Source organism: Acinetobacter sp. TUM15064 (assembly GCF_008980265.1).
Lineage (GTDB): Bacteria > Pseudomonadota > Gammaproteobacteria > Pseudomonadales > Moraxellaceae > Acinetobacter.
This window is the reverse complement of record NZ_BKFU01000023.1, coordinates 1-15,077: the sequence shown is the minus strand read 5'-3', so window position 1 is coordinate 15,077 and position 15,077 is coordinate 1. Positions and strand designations below refer to the sequence as shown.

At 39.6% G+C, this 15,077-nt stretch carries 14 protein-coding genes; 4 read left to right on the top strand and 10 right to left on the bottom strand.

All coding sequences use genetic code 11. The features are described from left to right. Positions 1–28: 28 nt before the first annotated feature. Positions 29–904 carry a MetQ/NlpA family ABC transporter substrate-binding protein gene (locus GBI16_RS08920; protein ID WP_151706932.1) on the bottom strand — a complete coding sequence of 292 codons (876 nt, stop codon included), beginning with the start codon at positions 902–904 and terminating at the stop codon, positions 29–31. Positions 905–1,578: 674 nt separating this feature from the next. Further along, entirely contained in the window at positions 1,579–2,469 is an 891-nt protein-coding gene (locus GBI16_RS08915) for a 3-hydroxyacyl-CoA dehydrogenase (RefSeq protein ID WP_086207754.1), read from the bottom strand. 201 nt (positions 2,470–2,670) lie between these two features. Between GBI16_RS08915 and GBI16_RS08910 the strand changes: the two genes are divergently transcribed. Then, entirely contained in the window at positions 2,671–3,759 is a 1,089-nt protein-coding gene (locus tag GBI16_RS08910) for an AraC family transcriptional regulator (RefSeq protein WP_086207753.1), read from the top strand. A 50-nt stretch (positions 3,760–3,809) separates the two neighbouring features. Here the strand turns inward: GBI16_RS08910 and purD are convergent, their stop codons facing one another. The 8 genes from purD to GBI16_RS08870 all read right to left on the bottom strand — a co-directional run bounded on the left by purD (position 3,810) and on the right by GBI16_RS08870 (position 11,799). Further along, positions 3,810–5,093, bottom strand: coding sequence for a phosphoribosylamine--glycine ligase (purD, locus tag GBI16_RS08905; protein ID WP_151706931.1), 1,284 nt, complete (start codon positions 5,091–5,093; stop codon positions 3,810–3,812). Positions 5,094–5,242: 149 nt separating this feature from the next. Continuing rightward, entirely contained in the window at positions 5,243–6,817 is a 1,575-nt protein-coding gene (purH, locus tag GBI16_RS08900; RefSeq protein ID WP_086207751.1) for a bifunctional phosphoribosylaminoimidazolecarboxamide formyltransferase/IMP cyclohydrolase, read from the bottom strand. A gap of 91 nt (positions 6,818–6,908) precedes the next feature. Then, the gene (fis, locus tag GBI16_RS08895) at positions 6,909–7,178 is read right to left on the bottom strand and encodes a DNA-binding transcriptional regulator Fis (RefSeq protein WP_001086304.1); all 270 of its coding nucleotides are present in this window, start codon (positions 7,176–7,178) and stop codon (positions 6,909–6,911) included. Between the two features lie 381 nt (positions 7,179–7,559). Further along, positions 7,560–8,459: a DUF3426 domain-containing protein gene (locus tag GBI16_RS08890; protein ID WP_086207750.1), complete on the bottom strand. Its 900-nt coding sequence runs from the start codon at positions 8,457–8,459 to the stop codon at positions 7,560–7,562. 18 nt (positions 8,460–8,477) lie between these two features. Beyond that, complete coding sequence (gene prmA, locus GBI16_RS08885) at positions 8,478–9,380, bottom strand: 50S ribosomal protein L11 methyltransferase (RefSeq protein WP_086207749.1); 903 nt, start codon at positions 9,378–9,380, stop codon at positions 8,478–8,480. Positions 9,381–9,489: 109 nt separating this feature from the next. Continuing rightward, entirely contained in the window at positions 9,490–10,377 is an 888-nt protein-coding gene (locus GBI16_RS08880) for a bile acid:sodium symporter family protein (RefSeq protein WP_151706930.1), read from the bottom strand. A gap of 45 nt (positions 10,378–10,422) precedes the next feature. Next, the gene (locus tag GBI16_RS08875) at positions 10,423–11,310 is read right to left on the bottom strand and encodes a bile acid:sodium symporter family protein (protein WP_086207747.1); all 888 of its coding nucleotides are present in this window, start codon (positions 11,308–11,310) and stop codon (positions 10,423–10,425) included. Positions 11,311–11,448: 138 nt separating this feature from the next. After that, complete coding sequence (locus GBI16_RS08870) at positions 11,449–11,799, bottom strand: hypothetical protein (protein WP_086207746.1); 351 nt, start codon at positions 11,797–11,799, stop codon at positions 11,449–11,451. 253 nt (positions 11,800–12,052) lie between these two features. Here GBI16_RS08870 and mnmG point away from each other — a divergent pair, with 253 nt between their 5' ends. The 3 genes from mnmG (at position 12,053) to GBI16_RS18925 (ending at position 14,747) form a co-directional block, all read left to right on the top strand. Beyond that, positions 12,053–13,933 (top strand): tRNA uridine-5-carboxymethylaminomethyl(34) synthesis enzyme MnmG, encoded by a 1,881-nt coding sequence (gene mnmG / locus GBI16_RS08865; protein ID WP_086207745.1) that lies wholly within the window; start codon positions 12,053–12,055, stop codon positions 13,931–13,933. 209 nt (positions 13,934–14,142) lie between these two features. After that, entirely contained in the window at positions 14,143–14,550 is a 408-nt protein-coding gene (locus GBI16_RS18930) for a tetratricopeptide repeat protein (RefSeq protein WP_228267829.1), read from the top strand. Positions 14,551–14,624: 74 nt separating this feature from the next. Beyond that, positions 14,625–14,747 (top strand): SEL1-like repeat protein, encoded by a 123-nt coding sequence (locus GBI16_RS18925; RefSeq protein WP_228146949.1) that lies wholly within the window; start codon positions 14,625–14,627, stop codon positions 14,745–14,747. Positions 14,748–15,077 lie beyond the last annotated feature (330 nt).

Below are 15,077 nucleotides of genomic sequence, written 5' to 3'. Positions count from 1 at the left end.
TGCCTGTTTCGTTGATTTGATTATATTACTATTTAGCTTGAGTAAGGTAGCTTACTGGCTTGTTCACATCAATTTTTGTGCCACCAAAATGCTCTTGAACATATTTGCCTACTGCAGCGACATGGTAAAGCTCACCAACTTTTTTCAGTACAGGGTCGTTTTGACGCGCTTCAGCCACAGCAAGAACGTTGACGTTCATTTTCGTGGTTTGGTCGATTGGCTCATAGTAAATCGCATCTTTCAATACGTTTAGACCACCTTCCATTGCAAGGGTATTCCCCAACACAATTGCATCAACTTCGTCTTTCACACGTACAGCCGTTGCCATTTGAATAGGCTTAATGACAAGTGCTTTGTTGTTTTCAACGATGTCTTGAGATGTACCTTTCACAAAGTCAAAGTCATTTTTTAACTTCACAAGACCCGCAGATTGTAATAATAACAATGCACGTGATTCGTTCGCACCGTCATTTGGAATCGCAATCGTTGCACCATTTTTAAATTCAGCCAGTGTTTTTACTTTGCTTGAGTAAATACCCATTGGCTCTAGGTAGGTGGTAGAAAGCGGAGCAATCTTCGCTGTGTTTGCTTCGTTGTAGGCAACCAAATAAGCATAAGATTGGAATGCGTTGACATCGACTTCATTGTTTGCAACAGCGGTGTTCATTGCAACATAGTCAGTGAAGTTTTTAATGTCTAATTTTAAACCTGCTTCTTTGGTTTCTGGCAAAGTTGCAATATAGCGCCAAATGTCCGCATCAGACCCTGTCGATGCGATAGTTACTGTTTGCTCAGCAGTGGTTGCTGTATCCTTTTTAGCTGCATCTGTTGCAGGTGCTTCAGGTTTACTACAACCTGTTAAAACAACAGATAAACCCAGTGCAATTCCTAGAATTTTTTTCATTTTTTCTTCCCGAGTAAGCATCCAAATGAGGTATCACTTACCTGAACTATAGAGAGATTAATTGATTTTAAATCAGACATTCCTGATTTGATGCATAAGACTGTAATGTGTGTTTTGCAAGCTTGCAATGCTATATCAGTCGTATATGTTTCCTTCATATTTAAAAAATGATGCTTTTCAAATAACGAGTAACATATATGCTCAATCGTTAAATTTTGCACATCATATCAACAAAGTAATATTCGATATAGAGCATAAAAATTTAATACTTATCTGATTTTAAGATTAGCAATGGCGCGGTACTTTATATTTTTATAGTGAAAACAATATATTATTTTTAATTAAACTATTAAAAAATAATGGTTTGTTTAAATTTTGTTCTTTATAAGATTTTATCTAAACTAAATACAAAAAATAGATATAAGCTGAATAAAGTGTCGGACGAGAATGCGGATATTTCTGCGATTGAAAGGCTGAATCAGATGAAATTATAAAGATGTAAGCAGTTCAATGCTTATGATTAGGTTTGTTTGAGTATTTGAGTCAATGCAAAAACTGAGCCTATCGCTGTTTATTCTTAGATAGTAGTGAAGACAGGAGAATCGAGCATATTCGTTGGTATTGCCTACGACTATCCTAGAATAGCCATAGGCGGTTAAGGCTAAAAACTCAAATTACTGTAAAAAGGTTTTAGATTCATAATTTGGATTCGGATAACTATAAAAACCCTGTCCTGTTGGCATACCGAGGTGACCAGGCTCAATAAATTCTGTTTGCAGTCGATCCATGAGACGTGCCATCAGTGGGTTGGTATCGGCATGCAATTTTGCAACGTTATATACTGTGTTAATGCCAATAATGTCTAAGATTGCAAACGGACCTTTGGGTGAACCAAATGACTTCATCCATGCTTTATCTACGGTTTGTGGATCAGACACTTCATTTATCCAAAGGTCCAGTGCTGAAATTAAAAACGGAACCAGCATTGAGTTGAGGAGATGGCCAGATTGTTCTTTGTAAATTGGCAGTGGTAACATTCCAATCGCTTTGGAAAATTCAACTAACTGGTTGAAGACGCTAAGATCTGTAGATGCATGTCCCATAATTTCAGCCATATTATTCACCCAAATCATATTAGCAAAATGCAAGGCTAAAAACTTTGCTGGGCGTCCAGTCACTTCAGCAAATTCGCTTGGCAATAACGTCGACGTGTTGGTTGCAAAAATAGTTTTTTCAGGTGCAACTTGGCTTAATTTTTCATAAAAATCCCGTTTAATAGCTGGATCCTCTGGTACAGCTTCAATCACAAGGTCTGCATCTTTGACTGCTTCGGCAAGGTTCGAATGATAACTAAGATTGTTAAATGTATTGTCGAGTTGATCTTGGGTTGCATTGAGATCACGTTTATAGCATTCACATAATTCAAAAAATTTGGCTTTGGCTTTGCCAAGCACTTCATCATTGATGTCATAAACGCTGACTTTAAAGCCGTGAAATGCGGTTTGAAATGCAATTTGATAGCCGAGTACACCACTACCTGCAACAGTGACATTTTTAAAATTCATTCTATTTTCCTTTTTTGTCTTTAATGATGAATGTAGTTTTCATATCCATGAGCTACATTTTTAGGACAATATTTTATTTGCTTGATATACAGTATCAATGAAGCAATAAAATGTTCATTGGAGCTATTCTGCCGAGACATTTATATGTTAACTTGACAGAATGAGTCTATTTTTTGACTTGTTGAGACAGGAATTGTTGGAATGAATCAGGAAGATTCGCTCGCGGTTTTACGCCATAAAAATATCCATGATGACATGGTGCATAGTTCCGGTTTACGGGGATACTTGGATCTTATGCAACAATTGGGAATAGACCCAATACCGTTATTGGAAAAATATGGTATTCAACTTGGGCAATTACAAGATGATAATGCGTGGATATCACACGCTGCAATGATTCAGCTTTTAGAGGATAGTGCACAGCAGACCCATTGTCCTGATTTTGGCTTACGTATTTCCCAGTATCAAGACATTGGTATTTTAGGTGTGCTCGGGCTAATTTTACAGAGTGCTTCTACACTGCGAGAAGTGATTAAGTACAGTTCAGATTTATTGTTTCTTCATGGTTCGGCATTGCGGCTATATATTAATGAAGCCATTGCCGCCGATTTATTTGAGCCACATGCGGATATTGTTGCAATCGTTTTTGATATACAGCTAAATGATTCGACTCCTATTTTGAGTAAACGCCAGTCTATGGATCTTGGGCTTGCCGTATGTCATCGTGTTATGCGCTATTTAAGTGGTGAACAATATCAGCCACTGAAGGTGACATTACCACATAGTCCAATCGCGCCTTTAAGTACGTATAAGCGTTTTTTTCATACAGATGTGCTTGAGAACCAACAACATGCAGCCTTATTTTTACATAAAGATATGTTGAATATTACTTTGGCTAGTATTGATCATGGTCTACGTGAAATTGTGGATAGTTATCTTGAGCGGAGCTTTCGCAGTCATCAGGGTTCATTGAGTGATCGCGTACAACATGCGATACGTATTCATTTGTCTGGACCTAAAGCCAATAAAACGGATATTGCGTGTATGCTTGCGATGCACCCGCGAAGCTTACAACGTAAATTAGATGAAGAGGGCACAAGTTTCGAACAGATCCGAGATAAACTTAGACAGCAATTATTACTACAATATTTAGCCGACTCAAAAGCATCAATGAGCCAAATTGCTTCAGTATTGGGTTTTTCTGAACAATCTGCTTTAAGTCGTGCTTGTAAAAATTGGTTTGGTGTGGCACCGCGTCAGTTGAAAAAGCTGAGAAATCAAGATCAATAAAAAAACCCGCATTATTATGCGGGTTTTTAACTTAACTGACTCAGTTGAAATTAAGCATTTTCACGAGCAATCGCGCGGTAACCAATATCTTTACGATATTGAACACCCTCAAAAGTTACTTTTTGGCAAAGTTCTAAAGCTTTGGCTTGTGCTTCACCGATTGTATTCCCTAGCGCAGTTACGCAGAGTACACGACCACCAGCAGTCACGATCTCGCCATTTTCATTGGCCTTCGTGCCAGCATGGAACACTTTAGCATCGGTCATTTGTGTATCTAAACCTGAAATCACATCATCATTGCTTGATGTTTCAGGGTAGCCTTTAGATGCCAGTACGATACCGACCGTTTTACGGTCATCCCACTGTGCTTCTTCTGGAAGCTTTCCTGCAATACCTGCTTCTACTAATTCAACCAAAGATGATTGTAAACGCATCATAATCGGTTGAGTTTCAGGGTCACCAAAACGGCAGTTGAATTCGATCACACGTGGTTGACCCGCATCATCAATCATCAAGCCTGCGTATAAGAAGCCTGTATAGATATGACCATCGGCTTTCATACCATCAACTGTTGGACGCATCACTTCCTTCATGACTTTGTCAAAGACATCGGCAGTCACCACAGGAGCAGGCGAGTAAGCGCCCATACCACCTGTGTTTGGACCTTGATCACCTTCAAAGATGCGCTTATGGTCTTGTGACGTTGCCATTGGTAAAATGTTGTCACCATCAATCATACAAATGAAAGAGGCTTCTTCACCTGCAAGGAACTGTTCAATTACAACACGGGAACCTGCATCACCAAATTTGTTGCCCGCTAACATATCATCAATTGCATCAAAAGCTTCTTGATTGGTCATGGCTACAATCACGCCTTTACCCGCAGCAAGACCATCAGCCTTGATCACAATCGGTGCGCCATTTTTTTCAACAAAAGCTTTCGCTGCATCGACTTCAGTAAATACATCGTAGAACGCAGTAGGAATGTTGTGGCGTTTTAAGAAGTGCTTAGCAAAAGCTTTCGAGCCTTCTAACTGAGCAGCAAATTGAGTTGGGCCCCAAATTTGAAGCTCTGCCGCGCGGCAAGCATCCACTACACCATTTACAAGTGGTGCTTCTGGACCAACAATAATCAAATCTACCGCATTATTTTTTGCAAAGTCGATAATTGCAGGGTTGTCTAAAATGTTAAGCGCAACATTTTCACATTTATTTTCTGTCGCTGTACCTGCATTACCAGGAGCTACAAATACTTTTGCAACTTTCTCATCTTGTGCGATTTTCCATGCCAATGCATGTTCACGACCGCCATTACCCAAAACTAAAATGTTCATCTAAAAATCCCTCAAAGAAAAGAATCCCTCCCGACCTCCCTTTAAAAAAGGGAAGGGATCACGCATGAAAACCAAGGTTTCTTACGTGAAAAGTCCCCCTTTTTACAAAGGGGGATTTAGGGGGATTAATAAATATGACTTCTAATCAATTAATGACGGAAGTGACGCATACCAGTAAAGACCATCGCAATGCCTGCTTCATCCGCAGCAGCAATGGTTTCTTCGTCACGCATAGAACCGCCCGGTTGGATAATACATTTAATGCCTGCTTTCGCTGCATTATCAATACCATCACGGAACGGGAAGAATGCATCCGATGCCATAACCGCACCTTCAACCACTAAACCGGCATGTTCGGCTTTAATCGCAGCAATACGCGCTGAGTTAACACGGCTCATTTGACCTGCGCCTACACCAATGGTTTGACGACCTTTAGCATAAACAATGGCATTTGATTTCACGTATTTCGCAACTTTCCAAGCGAAGATCAAATCATCAATTTCAGCTTCAGTTGGTGCGCGTTTGGTCACAACTTTTAGGTCATCTTTGGTGATCATACCTAAGTCTTGGTCTTGAACCAATAAGCCACCATTGACGCGTTTATAGTCAAGTTGAGCTTGGCGTGCGTCAATTGCTGGTAATTCACCACAAACGAGTACACGAACATTTTTCTTTGCACCAGTGACTTCAAGCACGCCTTCAGCGATGCTCGGTGCAATGATAACTTCAACAAACTGACGATCTACAATGGCTTGTGCAGTTGCAACGTCTAATTCACGGTTGAATGCAATGATGCCGCCAAAAGCTGATTCAGGGTCAGTTGCATAAGCCAAGTCGTATGCTGCTTGAATACCATCTAAAGACACCGCAACGCCACAAGGGTTTGCGTGTTTAACAATAACACAAGCAGGTTTTGCAAATGATTTCACACATTCAAGTGCGGCATCTGTATCTGCAATGTTGTTATAAGATAGTTCTTTACCTTGCAGTTGTTTCGCTGTTGAAACAGAAGCTTCAGTTGCTGTGCTTTCTACATAGAATGCTGCTGATTGATGCGGGTTTTCACCATAACGCAAGTCTTGAGCTTTATTTAACTGTGTATTAAAAGTACGTGCAAACTTGTCTGCTTGACCTTCTTCCTTGCCTACACGAGCGCCTAGGTAAGAAGCAATCATGCCGTCATATTGTGCTGTATGCTCAAATGCCTTAACGGCTAAATCAAAACGAGTTTCATAAGACAAAGCACCATTTGCTTTTAGCTCAGCAACAACAGTGTCGTAGTCTGTAGCATTAACTACAATCCCCACAGACGCATGGTTTTTTGCTGCAGCGCGAACCATAGTTGGGCCACCAATGTCGATATTTTCAATCGCATCTGCAAGTGAGCAATTTGGTTTAGCTACAGTTGCAGCAAATGGATAAAGGTTCACAACCACAAGATCAATCGCATCAATGTTGTGTTCAGCCATCACAGCTTCGTCTAGACCGCGACGAGCTAAGATACCACCATGAATTTTCGGGTGTAGCGTTTTTACACGACCATCCATCATTTCTGGGAAACCCGTATGCTCTGAAACTTCGACTACAGCGATATTGTTGTCTTTTAACAACTTATATGTACCGCCAGTAGATAAAATTTCTACCCCAAGAGCTACAAGGTTTTGAGCGAACTCAACAATGCCAGTTTTATCGGAAACAGAGATTAAAGCGCGTTTAATGGTCATGATCTTCGTCACAGTTATCAAGAATTAAAACAAAAAAGCCAAAAATAGCAGGTAAAAAAAATGCCCGCGGAAGCCGCAAGCATTTTATCATTTATTCACTCATTAAACCGTGAGCTTTCAACTTTTTACGCAAAGTGCCACGGTTAAGACCTAGAATCTCCGCAGCACGTGTTTGGTTACCGCGGGTATATTCTAAAACTACAGATAGAAGAGGTTTCTCCATTTCTGCTAGCACCATGTCGTAGACCTGAGATGGTTGCTCGCCTTGCAATTGTGCAAAATAGTGGCGAACTGCGCGATCTACGTGAATACGAAGAGCGACATCAGACTGTGCAGTAAAAATAGGAGATTTGCTATTCATGCGAATTAATCCGAAAAATCTAAATATCACTTGGGTAAAGTGACATATATAAAGTGGTCTAAAATTAAAATGAACTTCGTTTTAGATCCTAAAACGAGTAGTTCTAAAACTGTACATTTAGCATGCCACAATATCGCTAAGTTGGTCGAAATATAAGCGTAACAATAGTTAAATATTTGTTACTGACCTTTTTTAAACAAAAAAAATCTGCTCGATACGCGATATTTGGATAACGCGTATTTTAGCTGATGTTCTATTTGTATTAAAAGACTGAGGAGATTGCAGCACTAAGCTTTCGTGGCGCGTATCATACCATTGTCTAAGAAAAAGTGAGCAAGAAAACTGCATTTTTTTTCACTTTTTTTACATTTTTTTTAAATTTTAGGGCTGGACTATTTCTAAACTGTAATGATTGAAGCTTTTACGGCTTACTGGCAGGCTAAATTTGAATTTGAATGGACTATTTTTAGGAATCCGCTTAATTCCAACTAGACTGTCGATCAAATAGTCATTGGAATGCAATTGATAAGTTGAATCTATTTCACCATCTTCTTTTAAGATCACTTTGATGATCGGCAAAGGTAAGCTCGTTTCATGGTAGTTGATGAGCTCCCCTGAAAACTGGGTTTCCTGTGAGCCTGTACTTTTAACTTTTAACTTATTAATACTGATGAGGCTGTAGCGTTCCTGAAGGCTACTACAATTCAGTACAAGACAAACTTTGTTATATGTTGCACCCAATGCTGGGCTGTTATTAATGATATGTGGGTTAAACCATAAATATTGAAAGCACAATAGTGCCAATAAACCAAAATTGATCATTCCCCAAAGCACATAATACATGGGACGTTTTGGCGGTTTAGCTGGACTATGCTCAGCTAAGTTCATCGCAGGATAGTTACCAATTGGATCGGTACTAAAGTAATTTAAATTATTTAAATAGGTTTTGAGATCAATGTTGGAATGTTCAATTTTCAAATTGAAAATATCGAGCAAGTTCGCTGTGGTCATCGAAAGAGCAGCAGATTGTGATAGATCAAAATGGATACTGTCGATATGAGTGGATGAAAGCGCTGGATTTGAAGGCTCTAAATAGTTATTCAAATTCGACGCTTTTTCCTCATTCTCATTAACCGCATGACCCGTCGTCAAATGTGAAAGGGCATTAAAGGTCATTGAGCACTTTGGGCAACAAACCATACCTTGTGCAACGGTCAGTTGTGCAACACTTACTTTATAGATAGTTAAGCATTTTGGGCAAGATGTTTGTTTGTCGCTCATAGTGTTTTAGTGGTTCATTTAAAGGGTGTGGCGTTTACCCGAAATTCGGCACCAGTTTTCATCGCGTTTTTCGACCTCTAATATATCAAAAAATTCAGAATAAACACTAGAAACATCAGAAACTTGCTCTTCAATTACACCTGCAAGTGCGAACTCTCCCTCAGATTTAATTAAAGTTGCGAACTGTGGCGCTAACATCATGAGAGGCCCTGCTAAAATGTTGGCAACAAAAACATCTGCTTTTTGGTCAGCTAGCTCTAAATTGAACTCATCTGGTAAGCCGACATATAGGTTTTCAGAAACACCATTCAATAGTGCATTTTGTTCCGTAGCTAAAACAGCTTGCGGATCAATATCGGTTGCGTAGACTTTCTTTGCACCTAACAATAAAGCGGCAACACCCAAAATACCTGAACCACAGCCGTAGTCGATCACGATTTTGTCTTTAACATCGGTTTTACCTAGCCATTGAAGGCAAAGGAATGTAGAGGCATGGTTACCTGTACCAAACGCTAAACCTGGATCGAGTTTAATGTTGACCGCATCAGGCTCTGGTGCGTCCATCCATTCAGGAACGATCCAGTACTTGTCAGCAATTTGAATTGGTTCGTAGGCATCCATCCATGTGCGTTCCCATTCTTGATCTTCAAGAAATTCGCTACGCATCGGTGCATCAGGCATTTGAGTACGAATAAAAGTTTCTAATGCGTTTACATCAATTTCTTCGTCGTCTTCTTGCGCATATATACCCGTTACAATAACTTTATTCCAAAGTGGTGTTTCACCAGGAAGTGGTTCAAGTAAGTCTTGGTTTTCTGCATCATCTAATGTGACACTGACTGCACCCAACGATTCTAAAAGGGTTTCAGTAAAATCGACTTGCGCTTGATCAACCGTAATATGAATTTGTAACCACTTCACAGGAATAACCTAATATTTATGTATAAATAAATATTGTAGCGGAACGGTGCGCAGTTCGACAGCATTCCTCAAAATAAAAAAGGATGCCGAAGCATCCTTATGCACAACATTAATTTGGGGCTTGTTCTATACTGGGTTGAACGGAAGGAGCATAACGGTTGAGCAATGTTCCAAAGATAGCAGCAAAGATATACATAAATATAGAATAAACAGCTGCGGGCATTGCAATGGTCGTACTCGCCATTACCGTCAGTGCAATCGTCATGGCAAGAGTACTGTTATGAATACCAATTTCAAAGGCACAAGCACGTGCTTGAGTACTACTGATACCAAAAAGACGAGGAACAAAATAACCGATAACTAAACTACAGATGCAGAACAGAACAGTAGCTAGGCCTACATCACCAATATATTGCATGATATTGCTTCGCTCTTTAGCCACCGCGCCAATAATGATGATGATTAAAAATACCACAGAAAATATTCGAACGGGTTTATTTAGTTTATCGGCGAGTTCAGGTCTGAAATACCGAACCAGCATCCCTAAGCACACGGGGATAATAATGATAAGAAAGACTTGTATGACTTTAGAGAACTGTAAGCCCACATGTTGACCATCATTCATAAAATGTTGAATTGCAAAGTTGACAATTAAAGGTAAGGTGAATGCAGCAATAATTGAGTTAACTGCGGTGAGGGTGATATTGAGAGCAATGTCTCCTTTATATAAATAGCTAAATAAGTTTGCTGTTGGTCCACCTGGAGAAGCTGCGAGTAGCATGAGTCCAACTGCGAGTAATGGGGGTAATGTCAAAACTTTACAAATGACAAACGCGATACTGGTCAAAATGACGAGCTGACAGAACAATGCCAAAAGAACAGCCTTAGGATGTTTGCTAACTCGCTTAAAGTCATTTGGGGTTAACTCTAAACCTAAACCTGCCATAACAATAGCAAGTGCAATAGGTAAAAAAATGGTAATAATACTAGAATCCATTCGCTTATTTTCTCCTTAAAATCATTATTAATAACGGCTGTGAAATTAGTCTATTAAGTTTTGCCTTTTGAAAAATAAACGGTCTTTTTTTTGTGATACCAATAAGCCAAAGAGGGTGGCAAAAACAAACATGAAAATAGAATAAATTCCCGCAGGAATTGCCATGGCTGTATTACCCAATACTGACAGTGCAACAGTAATCGCAAGCGCTGTATTATGAATTGTGATCTCAAATGAGCAGGTTAATGCTTGTTTTTCTGTAATATTGGAAATGTGAGGTATAAAAAAACCAATGAACATGCTACTGAAACAAAATAACGCAATTGCTGGTCCAACTTCAAAAATATATTGAATCAGATTGTGTCGTTCTAGATATAAAGCAATGAAAAAAATAAAAAATAAGCAGCTAAGCGATAATATTCGCATAGGGTGGTGTAGTCGTATGGCAAATTTTGGAAGAAAATAACGTAAACACATCCCAGTACTGACTGGAACTAAAGTCAGGAAAAAGACTTTTGCGATTTTTGTTGCAGGTATATCAATGGGTTGAGCTGTTTGCAAAAAATATATCATGGAGAGATTAAGAATAAACGGCAGGGTAAATGTCGCGATGACTGAGTTAGCCGCAGTTAAGGTGATATTGAGTGCAATATCTCCTTTAAATAAATAGGTCATGATAGTTGATGTTGGCCCACCGGGTGACGCTGCAACAAGCATTAAGCCAATAGAAAAAATAGGAGATAAATTTAAAAAATTACAAATGAGGAATGCAATGCCCACCAGTAGCACTAACTGTGAAAATAAGGCAATAAAAATCACTTTGGGGTATTGTGCGAGGCGATAAAAATCAACGGGTCGTAGGTGTAAACCCAATCCCATCATCATCAATGCCAAGGTCAAAGGCAAAAAAACAGTAAATAATTCCGAATCCATGGAATCCCTTTTTTATTGGTTTTTATTTTTCATCTTTGCTTGAGTGTATACCGAATCCAATAATTTACAAGACGCAAAAAAAGGGTAAAAAAGACGATTTTTTACCCTAGTGAAACAACTTGATTTTAGTGGCTTAATCTACATTTTAGGTTTTGGTGCGCTAAATCCGAGTGCACATTTACCTTTAATTTCTTTACCTTCAATATTAATGGACATTGCTTTAGGATCACCGTGGCAGATGCTGGTTAATTCAGCCTCATCACCATGAATGTTGGCGTTTTTTGAGCTCGGGAAAAATTGAGGTTCACAAGTACCATTCCAAATAATGCCACGGTAAGCAAAACTGACGGCTGTTCCTTGAGATTTACCTTTACATACTTGTTGATAGCGTTGGCTATCATAAACTTTTTCGACCTTGTCATTGGCAGATACAAAAGGTGAAAATAATAAACCGCAGAGAATGGATGAAAAAAGAATCTTCTTATTCATAATGTTTACCTTTGGTTGTTGTATGATCAATTTATAGAATAAAAAATGATCAAATTAATACAAGGCTTTTCAGGTAACAAAACGATTCATTTGTTGATTTTTTGCTATTGTACTGCAAGTCAACTTACATAAAATTAGCTTTGAACGGTCTAATACGTTGATGGCATATACAATAAATTCTACGGAAGCAGTCAACTTACAATTGAAAATTTGCTATAATCTTTCGTTATCATTTTTTAATCTCCTTACCACTATGCATTATCCTAAAGTTTACGATGTCATTGTTATCGGCGGCGGTCACGCAGGTACAGAAGCAGCATTGGCTGCGGCACGTATGGGGCGACAGACTTTACTCTTAACTCACAATATTGAGACTTTAGGGCAGATGAGCTGTAATCCAGCGATTGGTGGTATTGGTAAATCGCATTTAGTACGTGAGATTGATGCCTTGGGCGGTGCAATGGCATTGGCTGCCGACAAAGGGGGGATTCAGTTCCGTATCCTAAACTCACGTAAAGGTGCAGCCGTTCGTGCAACGCGTGCACAGGCAGACCGTATTCGTTATAAAGCTGCAATTCGTGACACCTTAGAAAACCAAGCTAATCTCGATATTTTCCAACAAGCGGCAGATGACCTAATTGTTGATGGTGATACCGTAAAAGGTGTTGTGACCCAAATGGGGATTCGCTTTGATGCAAAAACAGTGGTACTCACAGCAGGAACCTTCTTGGGGGGGGTAATTCACGTAGGGCTTGAAAAATCAAGCGGTGGCCGTGCAGGCGATCCACCTTCAATTTCATTGGCTCACCGTTTACGTGAATTGAATTTGCCAGTGGGACGTTTAAAGACAGGTACGCCACCACGTATTGATGCGCGTTCAGTTGATTTTTCTGTGATGATTCCGCAGCCAGGTGATTTCCCATCACCGACCATGTCTTTCATGGGTGATGCATCTATGCACCCTGAACAAGTCAACTGCTATATCACACACACCAATGAAAAAACCCATGACATCATCCGTGGCGGTTTAGATCGTTCACCGATGTATACTGGTGTTATTGAAGGCGTGGGTCCACGTTACTGTCCATCTATTGAAGACAAAATTCACCGCTTTGCTGATAAAGACTCACACCAAGTATTCTTAGAGCCTGAAGGCCTAGATACACATGAGCTTTATCCAAATGGTATTTCAACTTCATTGCCATTTGATGTGCAGTTTGAGTTGGTTCGTTCAATTCGCGGGATGGAAAATGCGCACATTTTACGTCCGGGCTATGCCATCGAGTACGATTACTTCAACCCACAAGCGTTAAAGTTTACTTTAGAAACCAAAGCCATCAATAACTTGTACTTTGCGGGTCAGATTAATGGTACAACGGGTTATGAAGAAGCGGGTGCGCAAGGCTTGCTTGCAGGCTTAAATGCTGCGCGTCGTGCGTGGGATCAAGAGCAGTGGACACCAAAACGTGATGAAGCCTATATGGGTGTGTTGGTGGATGACTTGATTACGCTAGGCACGAAAGAACCATACCGTATGTTTACTTCACGTGCCGAATATCGTTTGATGTTACGTGAAGACAATGCGGATCAACGTTTAACGCCAGTGGGTCGTGAAATGGGCTTGGTAGATGACGAGCGTTGGGCTGCTTACTGTGAAAAAATGGAAGCAGTTGAGTTGGAAACAGGCCGTTTACAACACCTTTGGGCGGCACCAAACAACCCGATGGGCAAAAAGTTTGTCGAAATGACGGGTGCAGATTTATCGAAAGAGTGCTCAGCGATTGATTTGTTAAAACGCCCGAATATTTCGTTTGCTCAAATTGCAGAACTCACAGGTTCAGAAGTGTCTGCACAAGTGGGTGATCAAATTGAAATCGCGGTGAAATACGCAGGTTATATTAACCGTCAGCATGAAGACGTTGCACAAATGAAGCGTTTGGAAGAAACTAAAATTCCTGCCGATTTTAATTATGATGTCGTTTCTGGATTATCTCGTGAAATTACTTTAAAATTGAAAGATGTGCGTCCTGAAACATTAGCTCAAGCAAATCGTATTCCAGGGGTAACACCTGCAGCAGTGCAATTGATCATGATTACGATCCGTAAAAATGCACAAGCGAAGAAATCCGCTTAGTCTTTGAAAGTTATTGAAAAAGTCCGCATTATGCGGGCTTTTTTTTGGGTAAAAACTGCGCAGGGGAAATATACAATAAAAAATAAGGTGAATTATGTCATTACAGTATAAAAGCGGAGAAGAGATTCGCGCGGGTGATGTGGTTATCTGGCTCAATCAAAGTGGTGAGTTTTATCAATTTGATTGAGCCATTATGAAAGTTTGGGAGCTTGCTAAAACCAAAATCTGCCGATTTGGGGAATCTAGTCGCGATCAATAATTTAGCAGATAAGTATGAGTATGGTTTAGGTGTACCGCTGGATTTAGATATGGCAATTGAACTATATCAACAAGTAGCAGGTCAGGTCATAGCGGCAGATTTAAGTTTGGGTTGTATGTATTTAGAGGGACGAGGTGTTGATCAAGACTTCAAATTGGCTCGAAAACATTTAAATGTGGTACTGGATGCCCGGATTAGTGGGACAGATGAGATGCGGGTAGAAGCAATGCAATTAATCGCGTCCTTTACAGAAGACAACCCATTGCAGCAGGCACAATATTTTCTTAAAAACGCAAGGGATTACTCAATTGATCAGATTAATGATCAGATCCGAAAAATTGATTCCTTTTACATTTAGATGAAGCCAAACAATTATTTTTTAAACTGTTCTTACTGAATGCGCAAAAGGGTGAAGCTTCCACACAGTATCAAGTGGGTTATTGGTATTTAAATGGTTTCTATACCGAAAAAAATTTAGAGGAAACGGTGTATTGGATTCAGAAAGCGGCGGATCAGAAAGACCCGTATGCAGAATGCAAGATTGGATATATATGAAAAAGGGCTCTATTTTAATGCAGATTTAGACGTTGCAGAAAAATGGTATGAGCGTTCATTATGAAAACTTTGTACAGCGTATACGCCTGAATATATCGGAGAACAGCTGAATCCTGAGTATTTAAAAATGTATGACAGCATCAATAATGAAGCACTCAAGGGATTGGTGTGTATTGAAGAAAAGCGACCGAAACGTAGCAGGTGGCAATTTTGGAAGAAATAAAAAGTAAATTTTTTGCGACGATTGCTATTTGCTATGGTTGTATCGTTAATAGCTTTTATAAATCTAAATATATGTATTTAATAAACTATTTTTATGTGAAATAGCTT

Bases quoted from the DNA above. Each gene is read 5' to 3' on its own strand.
- GBI16_RS08920 (WP_151706932.1), bottom strand. From the start codon at position 904: ATGAAAAAAATTCTAGGAATTGCACTGGGTTTATCTGTTGTTTTAACA.
- GBI16_RS08915 (WP_086207754.1), bottom strand. From the start codon at position 2,469: ATGAATTTTAAAAATGTCACTGTTGCAGGTAGTGGTGTACTCGGCTAT.
- GBI16_RS08910 (WP_086207753.1), top strand. From the start codon at position 2,671: ATGAATCAGGAAGATTCGCTCGCGGTTTTACGCCATAAAAATATCCAT.
- purD (WP_151706931.1), bottom strand. From the start codon at position 5,093: ATGAACATTTTAGTTTTGGGTAATGGCGGTCGTGAACATGCATTGGCA.
- purH (WP_086207751.1), bottom strand. From the start codon at position 6,817: ATGACCATTAAACGCGCTTTAATCTCTGTTTCCGATAAAACTGGCATT.
- fis (WP_001086304.1), bottom strand. From the start codon at position 7,178: ATGAATAGCAAATCTCCTATTTTTACTGCACAGTCTGATGTCGCTCTT.
- GBI16_RS08890 (WP_086207750.1), bottom strand. From the start codon at position 8,459: ATGAGCGACAAACAAACATCTTGCCCAAAATGCTTAACTATCTATAAA.
- GBI16_RS08880 (WP_151706930.1), bottom strand. From the start codon at position 10,377: ATGGATTCTAGTATTATTACCATTTTTTTACCTATTGCACTTGCTATT.
- GBI16_RS08875 (WP_086207747.1), bottom strand. From the start codon at position 11,310: ATGGATTCGGAATTATTTACTGTTTTTTTGCCTTTGACCTTGGCATTG.
- GBI16_RS08870 (WP_086207746.1), bottom strand. From the start codon at position 11,799: ATGAATAAGAAGATTCTTTTTTCATCCATTCTCTGCGGTTTATTATTT.
- mnmG (WP_086207745.1), top strand. From the start codon at position 12,053: ATGCATTATCCTAAAGTTTACGATGTCATTGTTATCGGCGGCGGTCAC.